This window comes from Saccharothrix algeriensis, assembly GCF_016907655.1.
Taxonomy (GTDB): Bacteria; Actinomycetota; Actinomycetes; order Mycobacteriales; family Pseudonocardiaceae; genus Actinosynnema; species Actinosynnema algeriense.
This window is the reverse complement of record NZ_JAFBCL010000001.1, coordinates 4231874-4255466: the sequence shown is the minus strand read 5'-3', so window position 1 is coordinate 4255466 and position 23593 is coordinate 4231874. Positions and strand designations below refer to the sequence as shown.

Annotated in this window: 17 protein-coding genes; 8 read left to right on the top strand and 9 right to left on the bottom strand. The window is 73.2% G+C overall.

Going from position 1 to position 23593, the window contains the following annotated elements; all coding sequences use genetic code 11:
* Positions 1–3 precede the first annotated feature (3 nt).
* From JOE68_RS19530 to JOE68_RS19520, 3 genes are all read right to left on the bottom strand, one after another.
* Positions 4–1920: an acetyl/propionyl/methylcrotonyl-CoA carboxylase subunit alpha gene (locus tag JOE68_RS19530; protein WP_275584731.1), complete on the bottom strand. Its 1917-nt coding sequence runs from the start codon at positions 1918–1920 to the stop codon at positions 4–6.
* A 5-nt stretch (positions 1921–1925) separates the two neighbouring features.
* Positions 1926–3530 carry a carboxyl transferase domain-containing protein gene (locus JOE68_RS19525; protein ID WP_204843740.1) on the bottom strand — a complete coding sequence of 535 codons (1605 nt, stop codon included), beginning with the start codon at positions 3528–3530 and terminating at the stop codon, positions 1926–1928.
* A gap of 176 nt (positions 3531–3706) precedes the next feature.
* Positions 3707–4510: an SGNH/GDSL hydrolase family protein gene (locus JOE68_RS19520; protein ID WP_204843739.1), complete on the bottom strand. Its 804-nt coding sequence runs from the start codon at positions 4508–4510 to the stop codon at positions 3707–3709.
* 184 nt (positions 4511–4694) lie between these two features.
* On the opposite strand from JOE68_RS19520, the gene JOE68_RS19515 reads away from it, so the two are divergent.
* From JOE68_RS19515 to JOE68_RS19500, 4 genes are all read left to right on the top strand, one after another.
* Entirely contained in the window at positions 4695–5288 is a 594-nt protein-coding gene (locus JOE68_RS19515) for an SACE_7040 family transcriptional regulator (protein ID WP_204843738.1), read from the top strand.
* Between the two features lie 711 nt (positions 5289–5999).
* A complete protein-coding gene (locus tag JOE68_RS19510) occupies positions 6000–8162 on the top strand; it encodes an acyltransferase family protein (protein WP_204843737.1) in 2163 nt (720 codons plus the stop codon).
* Positions 8163–8936: 774 nt separating this feature from the next.
* Positions 8937–9434, top strand: coding sequence for a hypothetical protein (locus JOE68_RS19505; RefSeq protein WP_204843736.1), 498 nt, complete (start codon positions 8937–8939; stop codon positions 9432–9434).
* Between the two features lie 79 nt (positions 9435–9513).
* Positions 9514–11079 (top strand): cellulose binding domain-containing protein, encoded by a 1566-nt coding sequence (locus JOE68_RS19500; RefSeq protein ID WP_204843735.1) that lies wholly within the window; start codon positions 9514–9516, stop codon positions 11077–11079.
* A gap of 68 nt (positions 11080–11147) precedes the next feature.
* Here JOE68_RS19500 and metX read toward each other — a convergent pair whose 3' ends face one another.
* Positions 11148–12257 carry a homoserine O-acetyltransferase MetX gene (gene metX, locus JOE68_RS19495; protein WP_204843734.1) on the bottom strand — a complete coding sequence of 370 codons (1110 nt, stop codon included), beginning with the start codon at positions 12255–12257 and terminating at the stop codon, positions 11148–11150.
* A complete protein-coding gene (locus tag JOE68_RS19490) occupies positions 12254–13543 on the bottom strand; it encodes a bifunctional o-acetylhomoserine/o-acetylserine sulfhydrylase (RefSeq protein WP_204843733.1) in 1290 nt (429 codons plus the stop codon). The genes metX and JOE68_RS19490 overlap by 4 nt, the downstream gene beginning before the upstream one ends.
* A 216-nt stretch (positions 13544–13759) precedes the next feature.
* Here JOE68_RS19490 and JOE68_RS19485 point away from each other — a divergent pair, with 216 nt between their 5' ends.
* Positions 13760–14788 carry a Gfo/Idh/MocA family protein gene (locus JOE68_RS19485; RefSeq protein WP_204843732.1) on the top strand — a complete coding sequence of 343 codons (1029 nt, stop codon included), beginning with the start codon at positions 13760–13762 and terminating at the stop codon, positions 14786–14788.
* A 701-nt stretch (positions 14789–15489) separates the two neighbouring features.
* Here the strand turns inward: JOE68_RS19485 and JOE68_RS19480 are convergent.
* The gene (locus tag JOE68_RS19480) at positions 15490–16764 is read right to left on the bottom strand and encodes an MFS transporter (RefSeq protein ID WP_307819754.1); all 1275 of its coding nucleotides are present in this window, start codon (positions 16762–16764) and stop codon (positions 15490–15492) included.
* 229 nt (positions 16765–16993) lie between these two features.
* Here JOE68_RS19480 and JOE68_RS19475 point away from each other — a divergent pair, with 229 nt between their 5' ends.
* From JOE68_RS19475 to JOE68_RS19465, 3 genes are all read left to right on the top strand, one after another.
* A complete protein-coding gene (locus JOE68_RS19475) occupies positions 16994–17347 on the top strand; it encodes an SSI family serine proteinase inhibitor (protein WP_204843730.1) in 354 nt (117 codons plus the stop codon).
* Between the two features lie 185 nt (positions 17348–17532).
* A complete protein-coding gene (locus JOE68_RS19470) occupies positions 17533–19449 on the top strand; it encodes an ABC1 kinase family protein (protein ID WP_204843729.1) in 1917 nt (638 codons plus the stop codon).
* A gap of 9 nt (positions 19450–19458) precedes the next feature.
* Entirely contained in the window at positions 19459–19944 is a 486-nt protein-coding gene (locus tag JOE68_RS19465; RefSeq protein ID WP_204843728.1) for a glutathione peroxidase, read from the top strand.
* Here the strand turns inward: JOE68_RS19465 and JOE68_RS19460 are convergent.
* The 3 genes from JOE68_RS19460 to JOE68_RS19450 all read right to left on the bottom strand — a co-directional run bounded on the left by JOE68_RS19460 (position 19941) and on the right by JOE68_RS19450 (position 23591).
* Complete coding sequence (locus JOE68_RS19460) at positions 19941–20342, bottom strand: hypothetical protein (RefSeq protein WP_204843727.1); 402 nt, start codon at positions 20340–20342, stop codon at positions 19941–19943. The genes JOE68_RS19465 and JOE68_RS19460 overlap by 4 nt on opposite strands.
* Positions 20343–20430: 88 nt before the next feature.
* Complete coding sequence (locus JOE68_RS19455; RefSeq protein WP_307819753.1) at positions 20431–21927, bottom strand: IMP dehydrogenase; 1497 nt, start codon at positions 21925–21927, stop codon at positions 20431–20433.
* Between the two features lie 299 nt (positions 21928–22226).
* Positions 22227–23591 (bottom strand): L-serine ammonia-lyase, encoded by a 1365-nt coding sequence (locus tag JOE68_RS19450; RefSeq protein ID WP_204843725.1) that lies wholly within the window; start codon positions 23589–23591, stop codon positions 22227–22229.
* Between the last annotated feature and the right edge of the window lie 2 nt (positions 23592–23593).

The following is a 23593-nucleotide window of genomic DNA, read 5'->3' as shown; positions in this document are numbered from 1 at the left end:
CGCTCACTCCTGGTGGGGCACGACGACGGCTAGGGTCTCGTCCAGCGCGACCTGTTGGCCCGCTCGGACGTTCACTTCGGCGAGCACCCCGTCGACGGGCGCGGTGACGGTGTGCTCCATCTTCATGGCCTCGACCACGAACAGCGCCTGGCCCGCGGTGACGTGGTCGCCCTGCGCGGCGCGCGCCACCAGCACCGTGCCGGGCATGGGGCTGGTGACCGGCCCGGCGCTGCCCTCGGCGCGGTGCCCGGACAGCTCGGCCCCCGCGGTCTCGGTCAGCGCCCAGGTGCGGCCCTCCGCGCCGAGCCACAGGACGTCGCCCTGGCGGGCCATGGCGTACCGGCGGGTGCCGACGACCAGTTCGTCGCCGTCGACCGCGGCGGTGAGCCTGAGCGGTTCCCCTTGGCCCACCACGACTTCTTCACCGCGCACTCGCACGTCCACGTCGTCGACGCGCCACGTGGTCCAGGCGTGCTCGCCGATCCGCCAGCCGCCCGGCTGCTCCCACGGGTCGTCGCCGCGCAGCGACAGCTGCCGCTCCAGCGCGGCGGCGGCGTAGACCTCGTCCGGGACCTCGTGCCGCACTAGGGATTCGAGCTTGCGCTCGACCAGCCCGGTGTCCAGCCGACCCGCGCGCACGTCCTCGTCGGCCAGCAGCGCCCGCAGGAACGGGATGTTCGTCGTGACGCCGAGCACCACCATCCGCCCGAGCGCGGAGTCCAAGCGCCGCAACGCCTCCGCGCGCGTGTCGCCGTGCGCGACCACCTTGGCCAGCATCGGGTCGTAGTCGCTGCCGACGGTCAGCCCGACCCGCAGCGCCGAGTCCACGCGGACGTCGGAGGGCTCGTGCAGGCGCAGCACCGTGCCGCCGGTCGGCAGGAACCCGCGCGCCGGGTCCTCGGCGTACACCCGGGCCTCCACGGCGTGCCCGGCCAGCCGCACCTCGCCCAGCCGCAGCTGCTCGCCCGCCGCCACGCGCAGCTGCCACTCCACGAGGTCGACGCCCGTCACCAGCTCCGTCACCGGGTGCTCGACCTGGAGCCGGGTGTTCATCTCCATGAAGAAGTACTCGCCGGTCGAACCGTCCACTATGAACTCGACGGTGCCCGCGCCGACGTAGCCGACGGACTTCGCCGCGTCCACCGCGGCCCGGCCCATGGCCTCGCGGACCTCCGGGGTCAGCAGCGGGGACGGCGCTTCCTCGATGATCTTCTGGTGCCGCCGCTGGAGGCTGCACTCGCGCTCCCCCAGGTGCACCGCGGAGCCGTAGGCGTCGGCCAGGACCTGGATCTCGACGTGCCGCGGGTTGCCGATGAACCGCTCGATCAGCAGCGTGTCGTCGCCGAACGAGCCGCGCGCCTCGCGGCGGGCGGACTCGATCGCGTCGCGCAGCGCCGACGCCTCGCGCACCAGCCGCATCCCCTTGCCGCCGCCGCCGGCGGAGGGCTTGAGCAGCACCGGGAACCCGATCTCGCCGGCCGCGTCCACCAGGTCGTCGTCGGTCATCCCGGCCTCGGTGCGGCCCGGCACCACCGGCACGCCGGCCGCGCGCACGGTCAGCTTGGCGCGGATCTTGTCGCCCATGGCGTCGATCGCGTCGGCCGGCGGGCCGATGAACACCAGCCCGGCGCGCTCACAGGCCCGCGCGAAGTCGGTGTTCTCCGCCAGGAAGCCGTAGCCGGGGTGGACCGCCTGCGCGCCGGTCTCCCGCGCCGCCGCGAGGATCCGCTCCACCGACAGGTAGCTCTCCCGGGCCGCCGCCGGGCCGATGCGGACGGCCCGGTCGGCCAGCCGCACGTGCAGGGCGTCGGCGTCGGCGTCGCTGTGGACGGCGACGGACCTGATCCCGAAGCGCCGCAGCGCGCGGATCACGCGGACCGCGATCTCGCCGCGGTTGGCCACCAGAACGCTGTCGAACATCGCCATCACATCCGGAAAACGCCGTAGCCGACGGGCTCCAGCGGCGCGTTGGCCGCCGCGGACAGCGCGAGCCCGAGCACCGTGCGGGTGTCCTTCGGGTCGATCACGCCGTCGTCCCACAGCCGCGCTGTGGAGTAGTACGGGTTGCCCTGGTCCTCGTACTGCTGCCGGATCGGGGCCTTGAACGCCTCCTCGTCCTCGGCCGACCACGAGTCGCCGAGCTGGTCGCGCCGCACGGTCGCGAGCACCGAGGCCGCCTGCTCGCCGCCCATCACCGAGATGCGGGCGTTGGGCCACATCCACAGGAAGCGCGGCGAGTACGCCCGGCCGCACATCGAGTAGTTGCCCGCGCCGAACGAGCCGCCGATGACGACGGTGAACTTCGGCACCCGCGCGCAGGCCACCGCGGTGACCATCTTCGCGCCGTGCTTGGCGATCCCGCCCGCCTCGTACTCGCGGCCGACCATGAAACCGCTGATGTTCTGGAGGAACACCAGCGGCACGCCGCGCTGGTCGCACAGCTGGACGAAGTGCGCGCCCTTGAGCGCCGACTCGCCGAACAGCACGCCGTTGTTGGCGACGACGCCGACCGGGTGGCCGTGGATGCGGGCGAACCCGGTGACGAGGGTGGCGCCGTACTCCTTCTTGAACTCGTGGAACCGGCTGCCGTCCACCACCCGCGCGATCACCTCGCGCACGTCGTAGGGCGTGCGGCTGTCGGTCGGCACCACGCCGTACAGCTCGTCGGGGTCCACCGCCGGCTCGACGCTCGGCTCGACCCGCCACGGCCGCTCGGCGCGCGGGCCGAGGGTGCTGACGATGGAGCGGACGATCCGCAGCGCGTGCGCGTCGTCGTCGGCCAGGTGGTCGGTCACGCCGGAGGTGCGCGCGTGCAGGTCGCCGCCGCCCAGCTCCTCCGCCGTCACCACCTCGCCGGTCGCGGCCTTCACCAGCGGCGGGCCGCCGAGGAAGATCGTGCCCTGGCCGCGCACGATCACGGCCTCGTCGCTCATCGCCGGGACGTACGCGCCGCCTGCCGTGCACGAGCCGAGCACGGCGGCGATCTGCGGGATGCCCCGCGCGGACATGGTGGCCTGGTTGAAGAAGATCCGCCCGAAGTGCTCGCGGTCCGGGAACACCTCGTCCTGCCTGGGCAGGAACGCGCCGCCGGAGTCCACCAGGTAGACGCAGGGCAGCCGGTTGTGCAGCGCGACTTCCTGCGCGCGCAGGTGCTTCTTGACCGTCATCGGGTAGTAGGTGCCGCCCTTGACGGTGGCGTCGTTGGCCACGACCACGCACTCGCGCCCGGACACCCGGCCGACGCCGGTGATCACCCCGGCCGCCGGCGCCTCGCCGCCGTAGAGGCCGTCGGCGGCCAGCGGGGACAGCTCCAGGAACGGCGAGCCCGGGTCCAGCAGCGCGTCCACCCGGTCGCGGGGCAGCAGCTTGCCGCGCTCGACGTGGCGGGCGCGGGCCTTGTCCGAGCCGCCGCGGGCGGCTCCGGCGAGCTTCGCGCGCAGGTCTCGGACGAGGGCGGTGTGCTCGTCGGCGTACCGCCGGAAGGCGTCGCCGGACTTGTCGGCGGCGCTGCGCAGGACGGGGGCGTCCATGGGCTCCTCGCGGTTAGCAGTCGTTAACCTGAGGAGATGTTAGCGCTTGTTAACGCCCGGCGTCCACCCGCGCCGGCGCGGCGGCGGGGACACGCCGGGACGCGGTGGGCGGCGCGGCGGTGAGGGGGCCGCCGGGGCGACCCCCTCACCGGTCGGAGCAGCGCGCCGCGGGCGCGTCAGCCCGTGACGGCGTTGAGCTGCGGCAGGTAGCCGAGCCGCTGGCCGCTGCGGTTGGGGTGGTAGGACTCCTCCACCGGCCACGACAGGCTGTTCAGCCACCAGTCGGCCGAGCAGATCTCGTGCCCGGCGTACGCCCCGCGCAGGTCGCGGTAGGTGAACGACTTGGCGGCGGCCCGGCGGGAGATGACGGTGTGCAGGGTGTCGGCGGCCGAGTTGATCGCCGACCGCTTGGTGTCGCTCAGGCCCACCGAGCACGAGCCCGGCACCTTGTACAGGCGCGGGTACCCGAGCACGACGACCCGCGCCGAGGGCGCCCGGTTGCGGATCTGCGCGTAGACGTTGTCCAGCAGGCCGGGCAGCGTCGTGGTGGCGTAGGTCTTGGCCTTGTCGACGCGGTCGACGCACACCTGGTCGGTGCCGAACGTGCAGGCGGTGATGACGTCGGTGAACCCGGCGTCGTTCCCGCCCACCGAGACGGTGGCCAGGGTCGTGGTCGCGCTCAGGGCGCCGACCTGGTTGGCCAGGACGTCACCGGTCCTGGCGCCGGAGCAGGCGACGAACTTGAAGCTCGCCGGGGCGTGCGAGGCGGCCCAGAGCGCCGGGTAGGCGTACTGGCTGCGCTTGCAGGAGCCGCTCTCGCCGTAGTAGGAGCCGGTGCCGGTCCCCGAGGAGTAGGAGTCGCCGAGCGCGACGTAGTGCGCGCCGGCCTGGACTTGGGCCTGGGCTTGGGCGGGCAGGGCGGTGAGCAGTGCCGCCGCGGCGGCGAGCACCGCGCCGAGCAGGGTGCGGACAGGGCGCATCGAGCAGCCTCCCGGAGGGAAACACGCAGGGTGTGATGCGGAGCACAACAACAGTTACCAGTTGGTAGGTCTGACCAAAAGCCCCGGTCAAGAGTTAACTTCGCGGTCCGGCGCGGCGGGCCGGCGATCTCCGGGCGACCCACCGGTTAACGCTCGTTTACGTTTCTCCGCCGGGCCGTTTAGGATGGGGCGCGTGCCAGCCGAGGAACCGAAGCAGACCCGCCGGGAGCAGATCCTGGCCGCGGCGGCCGAGCTGTTCGCCCGACACGGCTTCCACGGCGTGGGCATCGACGACATCGGCGCGGCCGTGGGGATCTCCGGCCCGGCGCTCTACCGGCACTTCCGCAGCAAGGACGCCATGCTCGGCGAGATGCTGACGTCGATCTCCGAGCGCCTGCTCGACGGCGGCCTGTCCCGCGTCTCCGCGTCCCCCGACGCGACCTCGGCCCTGCACGCCCTGGTCCGCTGGCACGTCGACTTCGCGCTGGACGACCCGGCGCTGATCACCGTCCAGATGCGCAACCTGGCCAACCTGACCGACCCCGACCGCCGCCGCGTGCGGGCGCTGCAACGCCGGTACGTCGAGGTCTGGGTGACGACGCTCCAGGAGACGGTGAAGGTGGACGAGCCCACCGCCCGCGCCGCCGCCCACGCCGTCTTCGGCCTGATCAACTCCACCCCCCACAGCGCCCACCTGGACCGCGACCAGATGGCCTCCCTGCTCACCCGGATGGCCTTGGCCTCCCTCACCACAGCCGGCGTCCTGGCCACCGCCTGAGGCCCACGACTCACGGCTTTTGGGTTTTCAGCACGCCCCGTGCAGACCGGTGCCTTCGTGTTCTCCCCGTATGGCCTGCCCGGAGGGCTACCATGCTTTCTTGGGGGGTGCAAGCACGCTTTTCGCTTGCACCCCCCAAGAAAGCATGGTCGTCTTTGACAGGTCATGCGGGGAGAACACGACCGCTCTTGCTCTTCCTCCTCCTTGGCGGCCTGCCTGTCCGGCGAGGACTCTTTTAATCTTTTCAGCTTAGATCGGTACAGCACCTAATCTCACCCGGATCAGTGCGCGACACAAGTATGAAGAGCGGCCGAGAGGCCCCCAAGGAGGAGGAAAAGAAAGGGCGGTCGTGTTCTCCTCCCCGTACGGCCTGCCGGAGGCAATCATGCCGAGCAGGGGGTGTCAAGCGAAGAGCGTGCTTGACACCCCCTGCTCGGCATGATCGGGCTGCGCCCAGGCCGTACGGGGAGGAGAACACGAAGCGACCGGTGTGGCACTGGGTGCGGCGCTCCTTCGTGCAAAGCGCGGTAAGGCTCGTCTCGCTCTCGTGAAAACCGCCAAGCTCGCCGGCCGGGATCGGTGGCACCGCGTGAAATCACCCGAAGAGGTGGATAGTGTGCCGCACCGCGGGGCAAGGGGGTTGGCACCCCTTCCGCGGTGGGGCCAGGCCGGTTGGCACGGCGCGTTGCCGATCCGTAACCTTGGCTGCCGATGAGCGAGCCCGGTGTCAACAGCGTCAGCGGGTGGCCGGGGGTTCGGTTGTTGACCCGGTTGCCCGCCTGGTTCCGACTGCTGGTGGTGACGCTCGCGGTGTTCTGCTGCGGGGTCGTCGCCTCCCGCCCCGCCGGGGCCTCCGACGACCGACCGCTCACCGGGGACGTCGCGGTCGCCGCGGCGGCGGTCGAGGCGATGGCCCGGCCGACCGCGGGCGGTTCGCCGCTGGCCGGGTTCCCGGCCGACTTCAACGCCGTCACCGGGCGCTCGCCGGTCGTGGTCACGGCGCCGGACGGCACGGCCCGCGCCCTGGACCCGCGCGGCGGGTGCTCGGGGCCGGCGGGGGACACGGAGTGGGACTTCGGCGTCGGCTGCCGGGCGCACGACCTGGGCTACGACCTGCTGCGCTACGCCGAGCACAAGGGCCGGCCGCTGCCGCCGGAGGCGCGCAAGGCGCTGGACGCCCGGCTGGCGGCCGACATGCACGGGCAGTGCGACCTCAACCCCCGCGACAGCGCGTCGCGCTGCCACGCCGTCGCCGGGCTCTACGCGGCCGGCCTGGAGTTCAACTCGTGGCGGCAGCGCTGGGGGCCGCCCGGCCACGAACCGGTGCTGGCCTGGGGGTTCGGCAGCGCCGTCGTGGTCTTCCTCATCCTCGCGCGGCTGCCGCGGCGGCGGGAGGAGGCGCCGGACCCGGCCGCGCCCGCCGTCGGGCCGGAGGACCGGTACGCCGCGTTCCTGCGCCTGGCCAGCCTCGGGCTGGTGGTGGTCGGGCAGTCGCTGCTGACCGTGCTGCACTGGGCGGGGGTGGGCGCGGACTGGCTGTGGCTGCTGACCTGGGCATTGCAGACCGCGCCGGTGTTCTACTTCGCGGGCGGCCACGCGAACCTGACCCGCTGGCTGGAGGTGGAGGCCGCCGGCGGCGGGTACGGCCGGTACCTGGTCAGCCGGATCAGCTGGCTGCTGCGGCCGGTGCTGGCGTTCGTGCTGGCCTGGCTGGTGCTGCCGCTGCCGCTGGAGCTGCTGGACGTCCCCAAGGCGCGCGTGGAGACCTTCGGGCGGCTGATCGCCCACCCGCTGTGGTTCCTCGGCCTCTACCTGGTGGCGGTGGCGGCCACGCCGCTGATGGCCCGGCTGCACCGCACGGCCCGCCTGGCCACGCCGGTCGCCCTGCTCGCCGCCATGGTCGCGGTCGACGCGGTGCGCATCGCCCTGGCCTGGCGCACGGGCGGCTACCTGAACCTGGTGCTGGGCGCGCTGCTGCTGCAGCAGCTGGGCTTCCACTACGCCGACGGCGGCCTGGCCCGCCTGCCGCGCCGGGTGGCCGCCGCGCTCGCGGTCGCCACCGCGCCGGTGCTGGCGGCGCTGATCGCGTTCGGCGGCTACCCGCGCACCGTGATGGCCGTGCCCGGCGAGCCGGGGTCCAACCTCAGCCCGCCCACGGTGTGCCTGCTGGTGCTCGGCCTCGGCCAGGTCTGCGCCGTCCTGCTGCTGCGCGGCCGGGTGTCGGCGTGGCTCGCCGGCCGCCGGCAGTGGCGGGTCGTCGACTACGCGCGCTCCGCGCCGATGACGGTCTACCTCGGTTACCTGACCGCGCTGGCCGCCGTCATCGGCCTGCTCGGCCTGCTGGACGCGCCCGCCGCGTTCGACTGGGTGGTCGCCCGGCCGCGCTGGCTGTCGGTCCTGGTGCTCCTGCTGCTGCCGGTCCTGCTGCTGTTCCACCGCTTCGAGCGCACCGCCGCCCTGCTGCCCTGCCACGCGCGGGAGACCCACCGGACCAGGTTGGCCGCCACGCTGGGCGTCGGCTACGGCGTGCTGGGCGTGCTCGGGTTCGTCGTGACGGGTTTCGCCGGCGCGGCCGGGACGCTGGTGGTGCTCAAGGTCGACCCGCTGCAGAACCTCATCCACCTGCTGCTGGGCTGGTACCTCCTGCACACCGCCCGCGCCGGCACCTGCCACGGCCGGCGGCCGTGGCTGCTCACCGCCCTGGCCTGCGTGCCGCCGCTGCTGGTGCTGGAGCCGACCGGCGCGATGGTCGCCCTGCACGGCGCGACGATCGCCGTGGCGCTGCTGGCCGCGATACCCAGGCAGGACCGAGGCCGCGCCGGTGGGCTCGGGCAGCCGGAGCCCGTCGTCGAGCGGGGCGTGCGGGCCGGGTAGCCGGCCGCGCCACCACGGCGTCGAACCGCTCACCGTCCACATCGGACTCATCGGCGACGGTCGCCGCGCGTCCGGGCGGGAAACCGCCGGCGCTCCTCGGCGCGGACCGCGAAACCTTCGTCCTCTGTGGACGACGCGGTCCGCGCCGCGTCACCCGACCCGGCGAACTCGCGCGCCCCGGCCCCGGCCGGTCCGGGCGCCGGGCGGGGCGCGCCACCGCCGGCGACCTGCGGTGGGCCGCCGCGCCGCGGACCCGCCCCACCAGCACGGACCCGGCGCCCCGCTCGGCCTGGCGGCGCTGCTCGGCCCGGCCGCGGGCGCCGACGGCGCGGCCGGCCGCCGGCGGCGGGAGGAGCAGGCCCGCGGCCGGCCGGAACCGGCCCATGTTTCCCGCCGCGCTGACGAGGTACACGACCCCGTGGTGATCAACGCGACGACGGCCGCGACCCGCCCGCTGCGCGGCGGCCCGGCCACGACCGGCCCGGGGCCCCGCTCCCCGGCCCCGGGCCGCGCCGGCCGGTCACCACGCGCCGGGCGCGGGGAGCGGCACGGGGCCGCAGCCGCCGGGCACGGGGTCGGGCGGCAGCGGCCGGCGGCCGTCCGGGCCGTGCGACCGCACGCGGCCGGCGCCGTGCGGCACGTGGCCCCGGCGGCGCGCCGCGCCGGGGTAGCACCCCGGCGGTCGGCGCGGCAAGCCGTTGCGGCACCCGAACGCCACCCGGTAGGCAGTACCGCAGAGCTGTGCTCCCCTACTCCGTGATGGAAGATGGCTGAATGCACCCGCAGGATCCGGACCGCTGGGCACGGCTCACCGCCGTCGCCGGTGACGCCTTGGTCGCGGCCAAGGCCGGGGAGGACGCTGTCGCGGTCGACCTGGTCACCGGCTACCTCAGCGGGTCGCCCGAGGGCAACGAGGAGATCCGGGAGCTGGTGCTGCTGCTGTTCTCCGAGTGCAGCGACATGGTCTCGGCGCTCGGGTCCGGCGGCGCCACCCCGGTCAAGATGCAGGTGTTCGACGAGGACGGCCAGGAGGTCCCGATCGACGACGCGGACCCGCCCGTCCGCACGGCGATCCGCACCCTGTTGGCCGAGGTCCACGGCGACCAGCAGGCGGCGGCCGAGCAGATCGAGATCGCCCTGGCCAACGGCCGGCCGCAGGAGCTGGCCACGGTGGTCCTGCAGGCGCTGCGCTGGACGGTGAAGCTCGCGCTGGAGTGCGAGGTGCGCGACCTGGCGGTCGCACCCTGGATCGAGGCCGCACTGGACGAGTAGGAGCCATTGACAAGCTCTGTGGTCTAGACCAGTCTCCCCGGTGGGCGCGGTAACCCTGCCAATCCGCCGAGGAGTCCCCATGAAACCACGATTGGGCGCGCTGCTGGCCGCGAGCGCGCTGGCCATCGGATCACTAGCGTTCTTCGGGCCGGCCGCCTCCGCCGCGCCCGGCGTCACCGCGACGTTCGCCAAAGCCCAGGACTGGGGCAGCGGCTTCGAGGGCAAGTACACGATCACCAACGGCGGTCCCGGCGCCCTGACGTCGTGGAAGGTCGAGTTCGACCTGCCCGCGGGCACGACCATGGGCTCGTACTGGGACGCGTTGATCACCCGCACGGGCAACCACTACGTGGCCACCAACCGGGAGTACAACGGTGGCCTGGCCGCCGGCGCCACCCGCAGCTTCGGCTTCGTGGGCACCGGCGGCGGCGTGCCGACCAACTGCACCGTCAACGACGCGCCGTGCGAGGGCGGCGGTGGCGGCGACGACACGACCGCGCCCTCGGCCCCGGCCAACCTGAAGGTCACCGGCACCACCGCCAACTCGGTGTCGCTGGCCTGGGACGCGTCGACCGACAACGTGGCCGTGAGCGGCTACGACGTCTACCGCGGCGACACCGTCGCGGCCACCAGCACGGGGACGACCGCGACCGTGTCCGGGCTCAACCCGGCCACGGCCTACCAGTTCACCGTGCGGGCGCGGGACGCGGCGCGCAACACCTCAGACCCGTCCAACCAGGTCACGGCCACCACGCAGGACGGCCCGCAGCCGATCAACGGCCGGGGCGCGCCCTACCTGTTCCTGGGCTGGGGCAACCCGCCCGCGCCGCAGACGGTGATGCAGGCGACCGGCGTCAAGTGGTTCACCATGGCGTTCGTCCTCGCGCAGGGCGGCTGCAACCCGGCCTGGGACGGCAACCGGCCCCTGACCGGCGGCATCGACGCCAACGCGATCAACCAGATCCGCGCGGCGGGCGGCGACATCGTCCCGTCGTTCGGCGGGTGGAGCGGCAACAAGCTCGGCCCGAACTGCTCCACCCCGCAAGCGCTTGCGGGTGCGTACCAGAAGGTGATCGACGCCTACCGCCTGAAGGCGATCGACATCGACATCGAGAACACCGACGAGTTCGAGAACGCCGCGGTCCAGGACCGCATCCTGGAGGCGCTCAAGATCGTCAAGCAGAACAACCCGGGCATCCAGACGATCGTCACCATCCCGACCACGCGCACCGGCCCGAACTCGTGGGGCAACCGCCTCATCGAGCGGTCCCAGGCGCTGGGCTCGAACATCGACGTCTACACGCTGATGCCGTTCGACTTCGGCAGCTCGGACATCAAGACCGACACCATCAACGCGACGACGGCGCTGAAGAACAAGCTCAAGTCCGTCTTCGGCTGGTCCGACGCGGTGGCGTTCAACCACTCGGGCATCTCCGGCATGAACGGCCTGTCCGACCAGAAGGAGGTCACCACCCCGGCCACCTGGACCCAGCTGCGCGACTGGGCGAAGTCCAACGGCCTGGGCCGGTTCTCGTTCTGGGCGGTCAACCGCGACCGCGGCGGCTGCGACGGCCAGGTGGGCTCCACCTGCTCCGGCGTGCCGCAGGCCGACTGGGAGTTCACCCGGATCACGGCGGGCTTCTGACCCGTTCCGGCGCCACCACCCGGTAGGCCGGGGGCCCGCGGGCGTCACGCGACGCCCGCGGGCCCCCGCTACGCCCGGCGGCTGCCCTGCAAGCCCGCCGCGCCGCTCCCGGGGTCGCCCCCGGGGTCGCCGGCCAGCAGCTCCGCCACCAGCGCGCCCACCTGCTCCACCTCGATCAGGAACCCGTCGTGCCCGAAGGGCGAGGACACGACCCGCAGGTCGACGCCGAGCCCCTCGGCGATCTCCGCCTGCTGGGCGAGCGGGTAGAGCCGGTCGGAGTCGATCCCGGCCACCACCGACCGCGCCGTCACCCGGCCCAGCGCCGCCCGGACCCCGCCCCGGCCCGCACCCACGTCGTGGCCGTTCATGGCCTCGGTGAGCACCGCGTAGCTCTCCGGGTCGAACCGCCGGACCAGCTTGTCCGCGTGGTGGTCGAGGTAGGACTCCACGGCGAACCGGCCGTCGGCCTGCCGGTCCCGCCCGAACCTGGCCTCCAGCTCCGGCGCGCTGCGGTAGCTGAGGTGGGCGATCCGCCGGGCGACGCCCATGCCGCGCACCGGGTCCAGCCGGATGGCGTGCAGCTGCGCCGACGCGAGCGCGATGTGCTCGGCGGTGGACGCCGCGGGCGCCGCCAGCACCAACAAGGACTTCACCCGATCGGGTAGGGAAACGGCCCACTCCAGAGCCCGCATCCCGCCCATGGACCCCCCGAGCACGGCCGCCCACGCGTCGATGCCCAGCGCGTCGGCCAGCAGCGCCTCCGCCGCCACCTGGTCCCGCACGGACACGCGGGGGAACCGCGCGCCCCAGGGCCGCCCGTCCGGCGCGGCGGCCCAGGGCCCGGTGGTCCCCTGGCAGCCGCCCAGCACGTTCGGCGCGACGACGAACCACCGGCGGGTGTCCACCGGCCGGCCCGGCCCGATCAGCCCGTCCCACCAGCCCGGCGTGGGGTGGCCGGGCCCGGCCTCGCCCACCACGTGGCTGTCGCCGGTCAGCGCGTGCAGCACCAGCACGGCGTTGGACCGCTGCGGGTCCAGCGCGCCCCAGGTCTCGTAGGCGATCCGCACCGGCAGGCCGGGCAGCTCGCCGCGGAACCACTGGCGGCGCCCGTTCGGGTCACCCTCCCGCCACCCGCCGGCGGCGGGAGGGGTCTCACCGGCGGTGGGCCCGACGCTCACCTCGCCGACTCGGCGGCCCGGAACCCGGCCTCCAGGTCGGCCTTGAGGTCCTCCACCCCCTCGATGCCCACCGACAGCCGAACCAGGCCGGGCGCCACGCCGGCCGCCACCTGCTGCTCCGGCGTGAGCTGGCTGTGCGTGGTGCTCGCCGGGTGCACGATCAGGCTGCGCACGTCGCCGATGTTGACCAGCTGGCTGAACAGCTCGACGCCGTCCACGAACGCCTTGCCCGCGTCCACGCCGCCCCGCAGCTCGAACGACACCACCGCGCCCGCGCCCAGCGGCAGGTACTTGCGCGCCAGCTCGTTCCACGGCGAGGACGCCAGCCCGGCGTAGTGCACCTTCTCCACCTCGTCGCGCGCCTCCAGCCACTCGGCCAGCGCCTGCGCGTTGGCCACGTGCCGCTCGACGCGCAGCGAGAGCGTCTCGATCCCCTGCAGGATCAGGAAGCTGGTCAGCGGGGCGATCGCCGCGCCGGTGTCGCGCAGGCCCTGCACCCGCAGCTTCGCGGCGAACGCGCCGTGGCCCAGCGCGGGCCAGTAGCGCAGCCCGTGGTAGCTCGGGTCCGGCTCGGTGAAGTCGGGGAACCGCTCGGCGTCGGAGAACTCGAACCGGCCGCCGTCGACGACCACGCCCGCGATCGCGGTGCCGTGGCCGCCGAGGTACTTGGTGGCCGAGTGCACGACGATGTCCGCGCCGTGCTCCAGCGGCCGGAGCAGGTAGGGCGTCGGCAGGGTGTTGTCCACCACCAGCGGCACGCCGGCCGCGTGCGCGACCTCGGCCACCGCCGCGATGTCGAGCACGTTGCTGCGCGGGTTGGCCAGCGACTCGGCGAAGAACAGCTTGGTGTTGGGCCGCACCGCCGCGCGCCACGCCTCCAGGTCGTCCGGGTCGTCCACGAAGGACACCTCGATGCCGAGCTTGGGCAGCGTGTAGTGGAACAGGTTGTAGGTGCCGCCGTAGAGCGACGCGCTGGAGACCAGGTGGTCGCCCGCGCGCGCGAGGTTGAGCACGGTCGCGGTCTCGGCGGCCTGGCCGGAGGCGAACGCCACCGCCGCCACCCCGCCCTCCAGCGCGGCGACCCGCTGCTCCAGCACGTCCTGGGTCGGGTTGTTGATGCGGGTGTAGATGTTGCCCGGCTCCGCGAGGCTGAACAGCGCCGCGCCGTGCGCGGTGTCGCGGAAGACGTACGAGGTGGTCTGGTAGATCGGCGTGGCGCGGGCGCCGGTCGTCGGGTCCGGCGCCGCACCGGAGTGGACCTGCTGGGTTTCGAAGGACCAGGACATGCTCGAAGCTCCTGTCAAGGCTGGGGGTTGTACGGGCGCGACGAAGGGGGACGACGCGCAGAGGGGGGTGGATCAGCCGACACGACAGGCCGTCCGGGCGGCGCGCGCGTGCCGCACGCGCCGTCGCGCCACCCGGAGACTCATGCTGCTGAAGGTAGCCGCGGGTCACGGTGCGCGACAAGGCGTCCACGTCTTGGGAAGCCTAGGGTTCGTCGTATGCGCACCGCACTGATCGGTTACGGGCTCGGCGGAGCCGCTTTCCACGCCCCGTTCCTCGCCACCGCGCCAGGGCTGACCCTGTCGGCCGTGGTCACCGGGAATCCCGGACGCCGGGACGAGGTGCGCGCGCGGTACCCCGACGCCGAGGTGATCCCCTCGGTCGACGAGCTGCTGCGGCGGGCGGGCGAGTTCGACCTCGCGGTGGTGACCACGCCCAACCGGCACCACGCCGCGCACGCCCGGTCGGCGCTGGAGCACGGGCTGGACGTGGTGGTGGACAAGCCCTTCGCCGGTTCGGCCGCCGAGGCGCGCGCCCTGGTGGAGCTGGCCGAGGAGCGGGGCCGCCGGCTCGTGCCGTTCCACAACCGCCGCTGGGACGGCGACTTCCGGACCGTCGGGAAGCTCCTGCGCGAGGGCGCGCTCGGCGACGTGCACCGGTTCGAGTCGCGGTTCGAGCGGTGGCGGCCGGAGCCCAAGGGGTCGTGGAAGGAGTCCGGCGACCCGGCCGACCTCGGCAGCATCGTCTACGACCTGGGCACCCACCTGGTCGACCAAGCGGTGGCGCTGTTCGGCCGCCCGACGGAGGTCTACGCGGAGGTGCGGACGCTGCGCCGCGGCGCCCGCGCGCACGACGACGCGTTCCTGGCGCTGACGCACCGGGGTGGGACGATCTCGCACCTGTGGGCGTCGGCGCTGGCCGCCGACCTCGGGCCGCGCTTCCGCGTCCTGGGCGACCGCGCGGCCTACGTCAAGCACGGCATGGACCCGCAGGAGGACCGGCTCAGGGCCGGCGCGGTGCCCGGCGGGGCCGACTGGGGCGCGGAGGCCGAGGAGTCCTGGGGCACCCTGTCCGGCACCCCGGTGGAGACCGAGCGCGGCGCCTACCAGGACTTCTACGCCGCCGTCGCGGCCGGCGGCACGCCGGTCGCCGCCGCGGACGCCGTCACCGGCCTGGAAGTCGTCGAGGCCGCCTTCGAGTCGGCCCGCTCCCGGCAGACCATCCCGCTTCCCGACCAGTCGCATTAGCTGCCGAGACTCCGAACAGAGGATGAGGAGCGTGCTCAGGTGCTGGGTGCGAGGCGCGGGGCTCGGCAAGCCGGCAGCCCTCCGCTCCTCGCGCGGGAGGACGTGCGCGTACTCGACGCAGCCAGGAACACGAGCACAGTGAACGCAGCAACGGCGCACCCATAACGCAGCGCACGCAGGCCAGGCGCACCCAGTGCCACACCGGTCGCTTCGTGTTCTCCTCCCCGTACGGCCTGGGCGCAGCCCGATCGCATTTGTCGGGGGGTGTCAAGCACGCTCTTCGCTTGACACCCCCCGACAAATGCGATTGCCTTCGGCAGGCCGTGCGGGGAGGAGAACACGACCGCTCCTTCTTTTCCTCCTCCTTGGGGGCCTCTCGGCCGCTCTTCATACTTGGGTCGCGCACGGATCCGGGTGAGAATTGGTGCGGTGCGGATCTCATTGGTGCGGTAGCGCTTGAAGCTGAAAAGAAAAAGAGTCCTCGCCGGACAGGCAGGCCGCCAAGGAGAATGAAAAGAAACTGCGGTCGTGTTCCCCCCGCATGACCTGTCAAAGACGACCATGCTTTTCCTGGGAGTGCAAGCGAAAAGCGTGCTTGCACTCCCAGGAAAAGCATGGTAGCCCTCCGGGCAGGCCATACGGGGAGAACACGAAGACACCGGACTGCACGGGGTGTGCTGGAAACCTGAAAGCCAAGAGGTTCAAGCGCGGTCGGCGGTGCTTGCGTGTGCCGGGTCCCTGCGCAGGGTCTCGCCGATCGCCAGCAGGGACAGCACGCTCATCAGGGCGCCGGCGATCAGGTAGAGCGACACCGGCCAGGACTCCTGGGCCGGCGTCAGGCCGAGCAGCCACACCGAGATCAGCGGTGACAGGCCGCCGCCGAGCACCGCCCCGAGCTGGTAGCTCAGCGACACCCCGCTGTACCGCACGCGCGTGCCGAACAGCTCGGCGTAGTAAGCGGGCATGGGGCCGAACACCGCTGCCGAGCCCGTGAAGCCCACCACGAGCGCGACCACGACCAGAGCCGGGGAACGGGTCTCCAGCAACCAGAACAGCGGCAGCGCGTACACGCCGAGGAACGCCGCGCCGCCGAGCATCACCGGCAGCCGCCCGATCCGGTCGGACAGCCGCGCGAACACCAGGATCGCCACCGCCTGCGCCGCCGCGCCGACGAGGCCGGCGGTCAGCAGCGTCGACTTCGGCATCCCCAACTGCTTGGTGCCGTAGGAGACGACGAACGTGGCGAGCACGAAGATGAACATGTTGAACCCGAGGTTCACGCCCGCGCCGAGCAGCACCTTGTGCCACGACCGGCGCAGCACGTGGACCACCGGGAGCTTCAGCGTGCCCTCCGAGGCGCGGGCCGCGCGGAACTCCGGGCTCTCCTCCACCGACAGCCGCACGTACAGGCCGACGCCGACCAGCACCAGGCTGAACAGGAACGGCAGGCGCCAGCCCCACGACAGGAACTCGTCGCCGGAGATCGCGGTGGACGCCGCCATCGCGCCGTTCGCCAGCAGCAGCCCCAGCGGCGAGCCGAGGAACGTCCAGCTGCCGTACCACGCCGTGCGCCCCGGCGGCGCGTGCTCGACCGCCATCAGGGTCGCGCCGCCCTGCTCGCCGCCGAGGAAGAAGCCCTGCACGACCCGCAGCAGCACCAGCAGGACCGGCGCGGCGAGGCCGATCGAGCCGTAGGTCGGCAGCACGCCGATCAGCGCCGTGCACGCGCCCGTCGCGGTCAGCGTGAGCACGAGCATCGACCGCCGCCCGACGCGGTCGCCGAAGTGGCCGATCACGACGCCGCCGAGCGGCCGGGCGAGGAAGCCCGCGCCGAACGTCGCGAACGCCAGCAGGGTCCCGATCCTGGGGTCGAAGGACGGGAAGAACAGCTTGTCGAAGACCAGCGCGGACGCCGTGCCGTACAGGAGGAAGTCGTACAGCTCGACCGCGTTGCCCGCCGAACTGGCCAACGCCACCCTGCGCACCCCGGAATTCCCCATTCGCCCACCCTGGTCCCCGCGCGAGTGAAGCGGTTTGGACAGTGATCCACATCACATCATATCCGCGTGACGCCCTCCACCCGACCGGGCTCGTCGACCGGCCGACCGGAGGGCAAGGCGACCCGCCCGCCACATCGGTGGAAGAAACCACACGATGTGGTGACTCAGCTGGAGGACGTGCCGCGTGCGGGCCACTGTGTGGGGCATGGCACCGCTCCCCCTCCTCGCGGCCATCGCCGCGTTCTTCCCCGCAGTCACCGTCCCGGAGTCGTCGTTCCTGCTCGCGGTTGAGCACCGCGAGCAGGTCCGGACCATGAGCCTGACGTGCGACCCGGCCGGTGGCGCGCACCCCAACGCCGGCCAGGCGTGCCAGGCGCTGACCGGCGTCGAGGGCGACATCTCGCTCATGGCGCGCGACGGGGTGGTCTGCACCCTGGAGTACGACCCGGTGACCGTCACCGCCAACGGCATGTGGCGGGGGGAACTCCGCCGGTTCACGGCGCGGTTCTCCAACCCGTGCGTGATGCGCGCGGACACCGGGCCGGTGTTCGACTTCTGACTCCCCCGCCCTGACCGGCACGACCGTTCCGGCGCAACACTTCCGGCGCAACACTTTCGACGCGGCACCGGCCGTGCGGCCCGCTGGTCCGCACGGCCCCGGCCCGGGTCGCTCGCCGCCGGCGGCGAGCCGGGGTTCTCAGCTACACCGCTCTATCCTCCGCCCGAACGGGTTGGGGGAGACACATGAGCGATTTCCTGGTCTACACGATCGGCGTGCCGGCGACGTTCCTGGCGCTGGTCCTCGGCATCGCGCTGGCCGCGCGGCGCATCCTGGGCCTGCGCGTCGGGCTCGTGCGCACGGCGCTGGCGTGCCTGGTCGGCCTGTCCCTGACGCAGGGCGTCCTGAGCGGGATGCCCGGCCCGGAGACGACCCGCGCGCTGGGCACCGTCCAGCTCGGCATCGCGCTGCTGCTGATGATCGCGCTGCTGACGTTCGCCGAGATCGTCGCGCCGACCGGGTCGGTCCCGCCGCCCACCGAGTGGTGGCGCGCGCTGCGCCGCCGGGTCGCCCGCGCGCGGCGCTACTCGCGGATCACCGCCATCGCGTTCCGCCACGGCCTCGGCCCGTACCTGCGCGGCCGGGAGCGCACCGACACCGGCCTGGCGCGGTCGCTGCGGCTGGCGCTGCAGGACGGCGGCATCACGTTCGTCAAGCTCGGGCAGGTGCTGTCCACCCGGCCCGACCTGCTGCCCGCCGACGTCGTGGCCGAGCTGTCCCGGTTGCAGGACGAGGTCCCCGCCGCGCCGTGGCCGGCGGTGCGCGCGGTGCTGCTGGCCGAGCTGGGCGCGCCCGAGGAGGTCTTCGCCGAGTTCGACGAGACGCCCGTCGCCGCCGCGTCCGTGGCGCAGGTCCACCGGGCGCGGCTGAAGTCCGGTGAGGACGTCGTGGTGAAGGTGCAGCGGCCCGGGGTGCGGCGGGTCGCGGAGGGCGACCTGGACATCGTGACCCGGCTCGCGGCGTCGCTGCACGACCGGACGCGGTGGGGCCGGGCGCTGGGCGTGCGGGACCTCGCGGCGGGCTTCTCCGCCGCACTGCGCGAGGAGCTGGACTTCCGGGTGGAGGCGCGCAACCTCGCGGCCGTGCGGGCGGCGTCGGCGGGGGGCTCCGTCGTGCTGCCCGCGGTGCACGAGGAGCTGTGCACGGAGCGGGTCCTGGTGATGGAGCGGCTCGACGGCGCGCCGGTGCGGTCCGCGGCGCTGGAGTCGGCCGACCGCGACGCGCTGGCCCGCTCCCTGCTGGACGCGCTGCTGCGCCAGGTGATGGTCGACGGCGTGTTCCACGCCGACCCGCACCCCGGCAACGTCCTGCTGCTGCGCGACGGCCGGCTCGGGATGCTCGACTTCGGCTCGGTCGGCCGGATCGACGGGCAGCTGCGCTCCGCGCTGGGCGAGCTGCTGCTCGCCGTCGACCACGGCGACCCGGCCGGGCTGCGGGACGCGCTGCTGGAACTGGTCACCCGGCCCGACGAGATCGACGAGCAGCAGCTGGAGCGGGCGCTGGGCCAGTTCATGGCGCGGCACCTGGGCGCCGGGATGCGGCCCGACGTCGAGATGTTCGGCGACCTGTTCAAGCTGGTCTACCGGTACGGGCTGGCCATCCCGCCGGAGGTCGCGGCGGTGTTCCGCGCGCTGGCCACGGCGGAGGGGACGCTGGGGGCGCTGTCGCCGGGGTTCAACGTCGTGGTGGAGTCGCGGGCGTTCGCGGAGCGGCAGTTCAGCGAGCGCCTGTCGCCGGAGTCGTTGCGCCGCACGGTGACCGAGGAGCTGTACTCGGTGCTGCCGATGCTCAAGCGGCTGCCCCGGCGGGCCGAGCGCATCTCCAGCGCCCTGGAGCAGGGCCGGCTGGGCCTGAACCTGCGGCTGTTCGCCGACGAGCGCGACCGGCACTTCCTCCTCGGCGTCCTGCACCAGGTGATGCTGACCGTGCTGGGCGCGACGGCGGGCCTGATGGCCGTGCTGCTGCTCGGCGCGGACGGCGGCCCCCCGGTCGCCCCGGACATCACGCTGTACCAGGTGCTCGGCTACAACCTGCTGGTGATCAGCGTGCTGCTCGGGCTGCGCGTGGTCGTCACCGTCTTCCGGCCGCGCAGCGGCACGTAGGCTGGCCGCATGAGCATCCACGACATCGCCGTGCGCACCCTGTCCGGCGAGCCGAGCAGCCTGGGGTCGTTGCGCGGCAAGGCGTTGCTGGTGGTCAACGTGGCCTCGCGGTGCGGCCTCACCCCGCAGTACGCGGGCCTGGAGCGGCTCCAGGGGCGCTACGGCGCCGCCGGGTTCTCGGTGGTCGGCTTCCCGTGCGACCAGTTCGCGGGCCAGGAGCCGGGCACGCCGGAGGAGATCGCGGAGTTCTGCTCGACCACCTACGGCGTGACGTTCCCGCTGTTCGAGAAGATCGAGGTGAACGGCCCCGGCCGCCACCCGCTCTACACCGCGCTGGTGGGCGCCGCCGACGCCGACGGCGAAGCCGGTGACGTGCGGTGGAACTTCGAGAAGTTCCTCCTCGCCCCCGACGGCGAGGTCGTCGCCCGCTTCCGCCCGACGACCGACCCGGAGGACGGGCCGGTCGTCGAGGCGATCGAAGCGGTGCTGCCCTAGACCCGGCGGTACACCGAGACGTCGTCCCGCCACACGCCCTCGACGTCCGGCGCGGACTGGACGATCGTCATCTCGTCGGGCGCGCCGAGGATCCGCCACGCCCTGGCGGCCTCGGCGTCCCCGTCGAACACGACGGTGCCCAGGGCGTTGGGCTCGACGAGCAGCCGCACCCGGTCGAACGGCCCGTCCGACAGCCGCGTGTCACCGGTGAGGCTCAGGCGGTACTCGACGTGCACGGCTTCGCCCGTCCCGCGCACGCCCTCGATGACCGCCACCAGCTCGTCACCCTCCACCCGCAGCCCGTACCGCCCCTCCTCGGGCGGCACGCCACCGGAGTAGGCGGAACGGGTCGGGTCCAGCACCCACTCGCCCAGGAACGGTTCCAGCTCTTCCCGCATCGGCATCCCTCCGTGCACCCGGCGGCCTCGTCATCGCGGTCCGGGCAGTCATACCAGCCCCGGCCCGCGCGGTCGCCCCCGGCCGTCCTCAGGCGAGGGTCGCCGGGGTGTCGCGCAGGATGACGTTGGCGTGGCTCTCCTCGAAGCTCTGGTCGGAGACCAGGGTCAGCCGGGCGGTGGACCGGAACACCGGGAGCGTCGTGGAACCGCAGGACACCATCGTGGTCCTGAGCTTGGCGGTGGTGACGGCCAAGCCCTCGTTGAGGTCGCCGGCGTAGGGGACGTAGCCGTCGACACCCTCCTCGAAGACCATCTCCTGGCCGCCCTGGCCGTAGCGCTGCCAGTTGCGGGCGCGGTTCGAGCCCTCGCCCCAGTACTCCTTGACGAAGCCCTCGCGGGTGGGCACCTTCGCGCCGGGCGCCTGGTCGAAGCGCGCGAAGTAGCGGCCCATCATGACGAAGTCCGCGCCCATCGCCAGCGCCAGGGCCACGTGGTAGTCGTGCACCAGGCCGCCGTCGGAGCAGATCGGCACGTACTCGCCGGTGCGCTCCAGGAAGGCGTCCCGGGCCGCCGCGACGTCCAGCACGGCGCTGGCCTGGCCGCGGCCGATGCCCTTCTGGTCGCGGGTGATGCAGATGGAACCGCCGCCCACGCCGACCTTGACGAAGTCCGCGCCCGCCTCGGCGAGGAAGGCGAAGGCTTCGCCGTCGACCACGTTGCCGCCACCGGTCGGGACGTCCGGGTGGTTCTCCTTCACCCACGCCAGGGCTTCGGCCTGCCAGTCGCTGTAGCCGTCGGAGGAGTCGAAGCACAGCGCGTCCACCCCGGCCTCCAGCAGGGCGGGGACGCGTTCGCGGTAGTCGTGGGTGTTGATGCCCGCGCCGACGCACAGGCGCTTGGCCGGGTCCACCAGCTGGTGCGGGAAGCGCTTGTTGTCCGAGTAGTCCGACCGGAACACCAGGTGCTGCAGGTGCCCCCGCGCGTCGAGCAGCGGCAGGCAGTCGAGCCGCTCGTCCCACAGCCGCGCGTTCGCCTCGGACAGCGTGGTGTCGGCGGGCGCGTGCGGCAGGTCGGCGACGGGCGTCATGCGGCCCGCGACGGACCCGGCCAGGTCGTGCCGCTGGGGGTGGAAGTCGCGGGAGGTCACCAGGCCCAGCAGGCGGCCGGTCGCGGTCCCGTCGTGGGTGACGGCCGCCGTGCTGTGGCCGGTGCGGCGCATGACCCCGAGCAGGTGGCCGAGGGTGTCCTCGGGGCGGACGTTGGTGTCGCTGGTGACGAAGCCCGCCTTGAAGTGCTTGACCTGCCGCACCGCCGCCGCCTGGTCCTCGATCGGCTGGTTGTGGTGCAGGAAGCTCAGGCCGCCGTTGCGGGCGAGGGCGATCGCCAGCTCGGGCGAGCTGACCGCCTGCATGATCGCCGAGGTGAACGGCGCGTGCAGCTCGATCGCCGCCCGCTCACCGACCCGGTGCCGCGACAGCGGCGTGCGCAGGTCGACCGTCGCGGGCGAGCAGTCGGTCCGCGTCCGGTTGGGCAGGAGCAGGAACTCGTTGAACGTCCGCGAGACCTCGGCGATGATCTGTGCCACTGACTTCCCTCCGGCAGGCGGCCGGACACCTCGGCCGGCCCGGAATCGCACCCACGTGCGACCGTGGCCAGGCATCCTAACGACTCGCGCGCCCGACGATCACTCACACCACCGCGGACTCCCCCACCTTCGCTCCCCCACCGCTTCGCTCCCCCACCGCGAGGCCGCGTCGGTGGTTCGTGGCGCGCCTCTTGCCGATCACGCCCTTCGATCGGCAAGAGGCGCCCCGCGAGCCGCCGACTCCAGGCGGCCGAGCCGCCCGACGAAGGAGGGCAATCCAACACAGAGGGCAATCCAACTCAGCACTCGATGACGTTCACCGCGAGCCCGCCGCGTGCCGTCTCCTTATACTTCACCTTCATGTCCTTGCCGGTCTCCCGCATGGTCTTGATGACCTTGTCCAGCGACACGAAGTGCGACCCGTCCCCGCGCAGCGCCATCCGCGCCGCCGTGATCGCCTTGATCGACGCCAGCGCGTTCCGCTCGATGCACGGGATCTGCACCAGCCCGCCGATCGGGTCGCAGGTCAGCCCGAGGTTGTGCTCCATGGCGATCTCGGCCGCGTTCTCGACCTGCTCCGGCGTGCCGCCCAGCACCTCGGCCAGCCCGCCGGCGGCCATCGAGCACGCCGAGCCGACCTCGCCCTGGCACCCGACCTCGGCGCCGGAGATCGACGCGTTCTCCTTGAACAGCACGCCGACCGCGCCCGCCGTGAGCAGGAACCGCACGACGCCCTCGTCGGACGCGCCCGGCACGAAGCGGGTGTAGTAGTGCAGCACCGCCGGCACGATGCCGGCCGCCCCGTTGGTCGGCGCGGTCACGACCCGGCCGCCGGCGGCGTTCTCCTCGTTGACCGCCAAGGCGAACAGGGTCACCCAGTCCATGATCCGCAGCGGGTCGGTGGCGAAGTGCTCGGCGGCCAGCCGCTCGCGCATCTCGGCCGCCCGCCGCCGCACCTTCAGACCTCCCGGCAGCACGCCGGACTGCGTGCAGCCGCGCTCGACGCACTGCTGCATCACGCCCCAGATGTGCAGCAGGCCGTCGCGCACCTCCTGCTCGGGGCGCCACGACGTCTCGTTGGCGAGCATGACCTCGCTGATGGCCAACCCGGTCTCCCGGGTGCGCGCCAGCAGCTCGTCGCCGGTCTTGAACGGGTACGCGATCGGTGTCTCGTCGGGCTTGATGCGGTCCGCCCCGGTGGCCGTCTCGTCGACCACGAAGCCGCCGCCGACCGAGTAGTACACGGCCTCGTCGACCACCTCGCCCCCGGCGTAGGCGGCGAAGCTCATGCCGTTGGGGTGCAGCGGCAGGGACTTGCGGCGGTGCATCACCAGGTCGGTGTCCTCGGTGAACGGGATCTCCCGCACACCGCCGAGCCGCAGGCGGTTCGTCGCCCGGACCTCCTGCACCCGCAGGTCGGCCGCCGCCGGGTCGACCTCCTCCGGCCGGTGGCCCTCCAGCCCGAGCAGCACGGCCTTGGGGCTGCCGTGGCCGTGGCCGGTGGCGCCCAGCGAGCCGAACAGCTGGACGTGGACGCGGTCGACCGACCGCACGCGGTCGCCCAGCCGCGCCACGAACATCGTCGCCGCGCGCATCGGGCCGACCGTGTGCGAGCTGGACGGCCCGATGCCGACGGAGAACAGGTCGAAGACGCTGATCGCCACGG

What these genes read in the sequence shown, in the direction of transcription:
- JOE68_RS19530 (WP_275584731.1), bottom strand. Translation starts at nt 1,920, where the DNA reads ATGTTCGACAGCGTTCTGGTGGCCAACCGCGGCGAGATCGCGGTCCGC.
- JOE68_RS19525 (WP_204843740.1), bottom strand. Translation starts at nt 3,530, where the DNA reads ATGGACGCCCCCGTCCTGCGCAGCGCCGCCGACAAGTCCGGCGACGCC.
- JOE68_RS19520 (WP_204843739.1), bottom strand. Translation starts at nt 4,510, where the DNA reads ATGCGCCCTGTCCGCACCCTGCTCGGCGCGGTGCTCGCCGCCGCGGCG.
- JOE68_RS19515 (WP_204843738.1), top strand. Translation starts at nt 4,695, where the DNA reads ATGGGGCGCGTGCCAGCCGAGGAACCGAAGCAGACCCGCCGGGAGCAG.
- JOE68_RS19510 (WP_204843737.1), top strand. Translation starts at nt 6,000, where the DNA reads ATGAGCGAGCCCGGTGTCAACAGCGTCAGCGGGTGGCCGGGGGTTCGG.
- JOE68_RS19505 (WP_204843736.1), top strand. Translation starts at nt 8,937, where the DNA reads ATGCACCCGCAGGATCCGGACCGCTGGGCACGGCTCACCGCCGTCGCC.
- JOE68_RS19500 (WP_204843735.1), top strand. Translation starts at nt 9,514, where the DNA reads ATGAAACCACGATTGGGCGCGCTGCTGGCCGCGAGCGCGCTGGCCATC.
- JOE68_RS19490 (WP_204843733.1), bottom strand. Translation starts at nt 13,543, where the DNA reads ATGTCCTGGTCCTTCGAAACCCAGCAGGTCCACTCCGGTGCGGCGCCG.
- JOE68_RS19485 (WP_204843732.1), top strand. Translation starts at nt 13,760, where the DNA reads ATGCGCACCGCACTGATCGGTTACGGGCTCGGCGGAGCCGCTTTCCAC.
- JOE68_RS19475 (WP_204843730.1), top strand. Translation starts at nt 16,994, where the DNA reads ATGGCACCGCTCCCCCTCCTCGCGGCCATCGCCGCGTTCTTCCCCGCA.
- JOE68_RS19470 (WP_204843729.1), top strand. Translation starts at nt 17,533, where the DNA reads ATGAGCGATTTCCTGGTCTACACGATCGGCGTGCCGGCGACGTTCCTG.
- JOE68_RS19465 (WP_204843728.1), top strand. Translation starts at nt 19,459, where the DNA reads ATGAGCATCCACGACATCGCCGTGCGCACCCTGTCCGGCGAGCCGAGC.
- JOE68_RS19460 (WP_204843727.1), bottom strand. Translation starts at nt 20,342, where the DNA reads ATGCGGGAAGAGCTGGAACCGTTCCTGGGCGAGTGGGTGCTGGACCCG.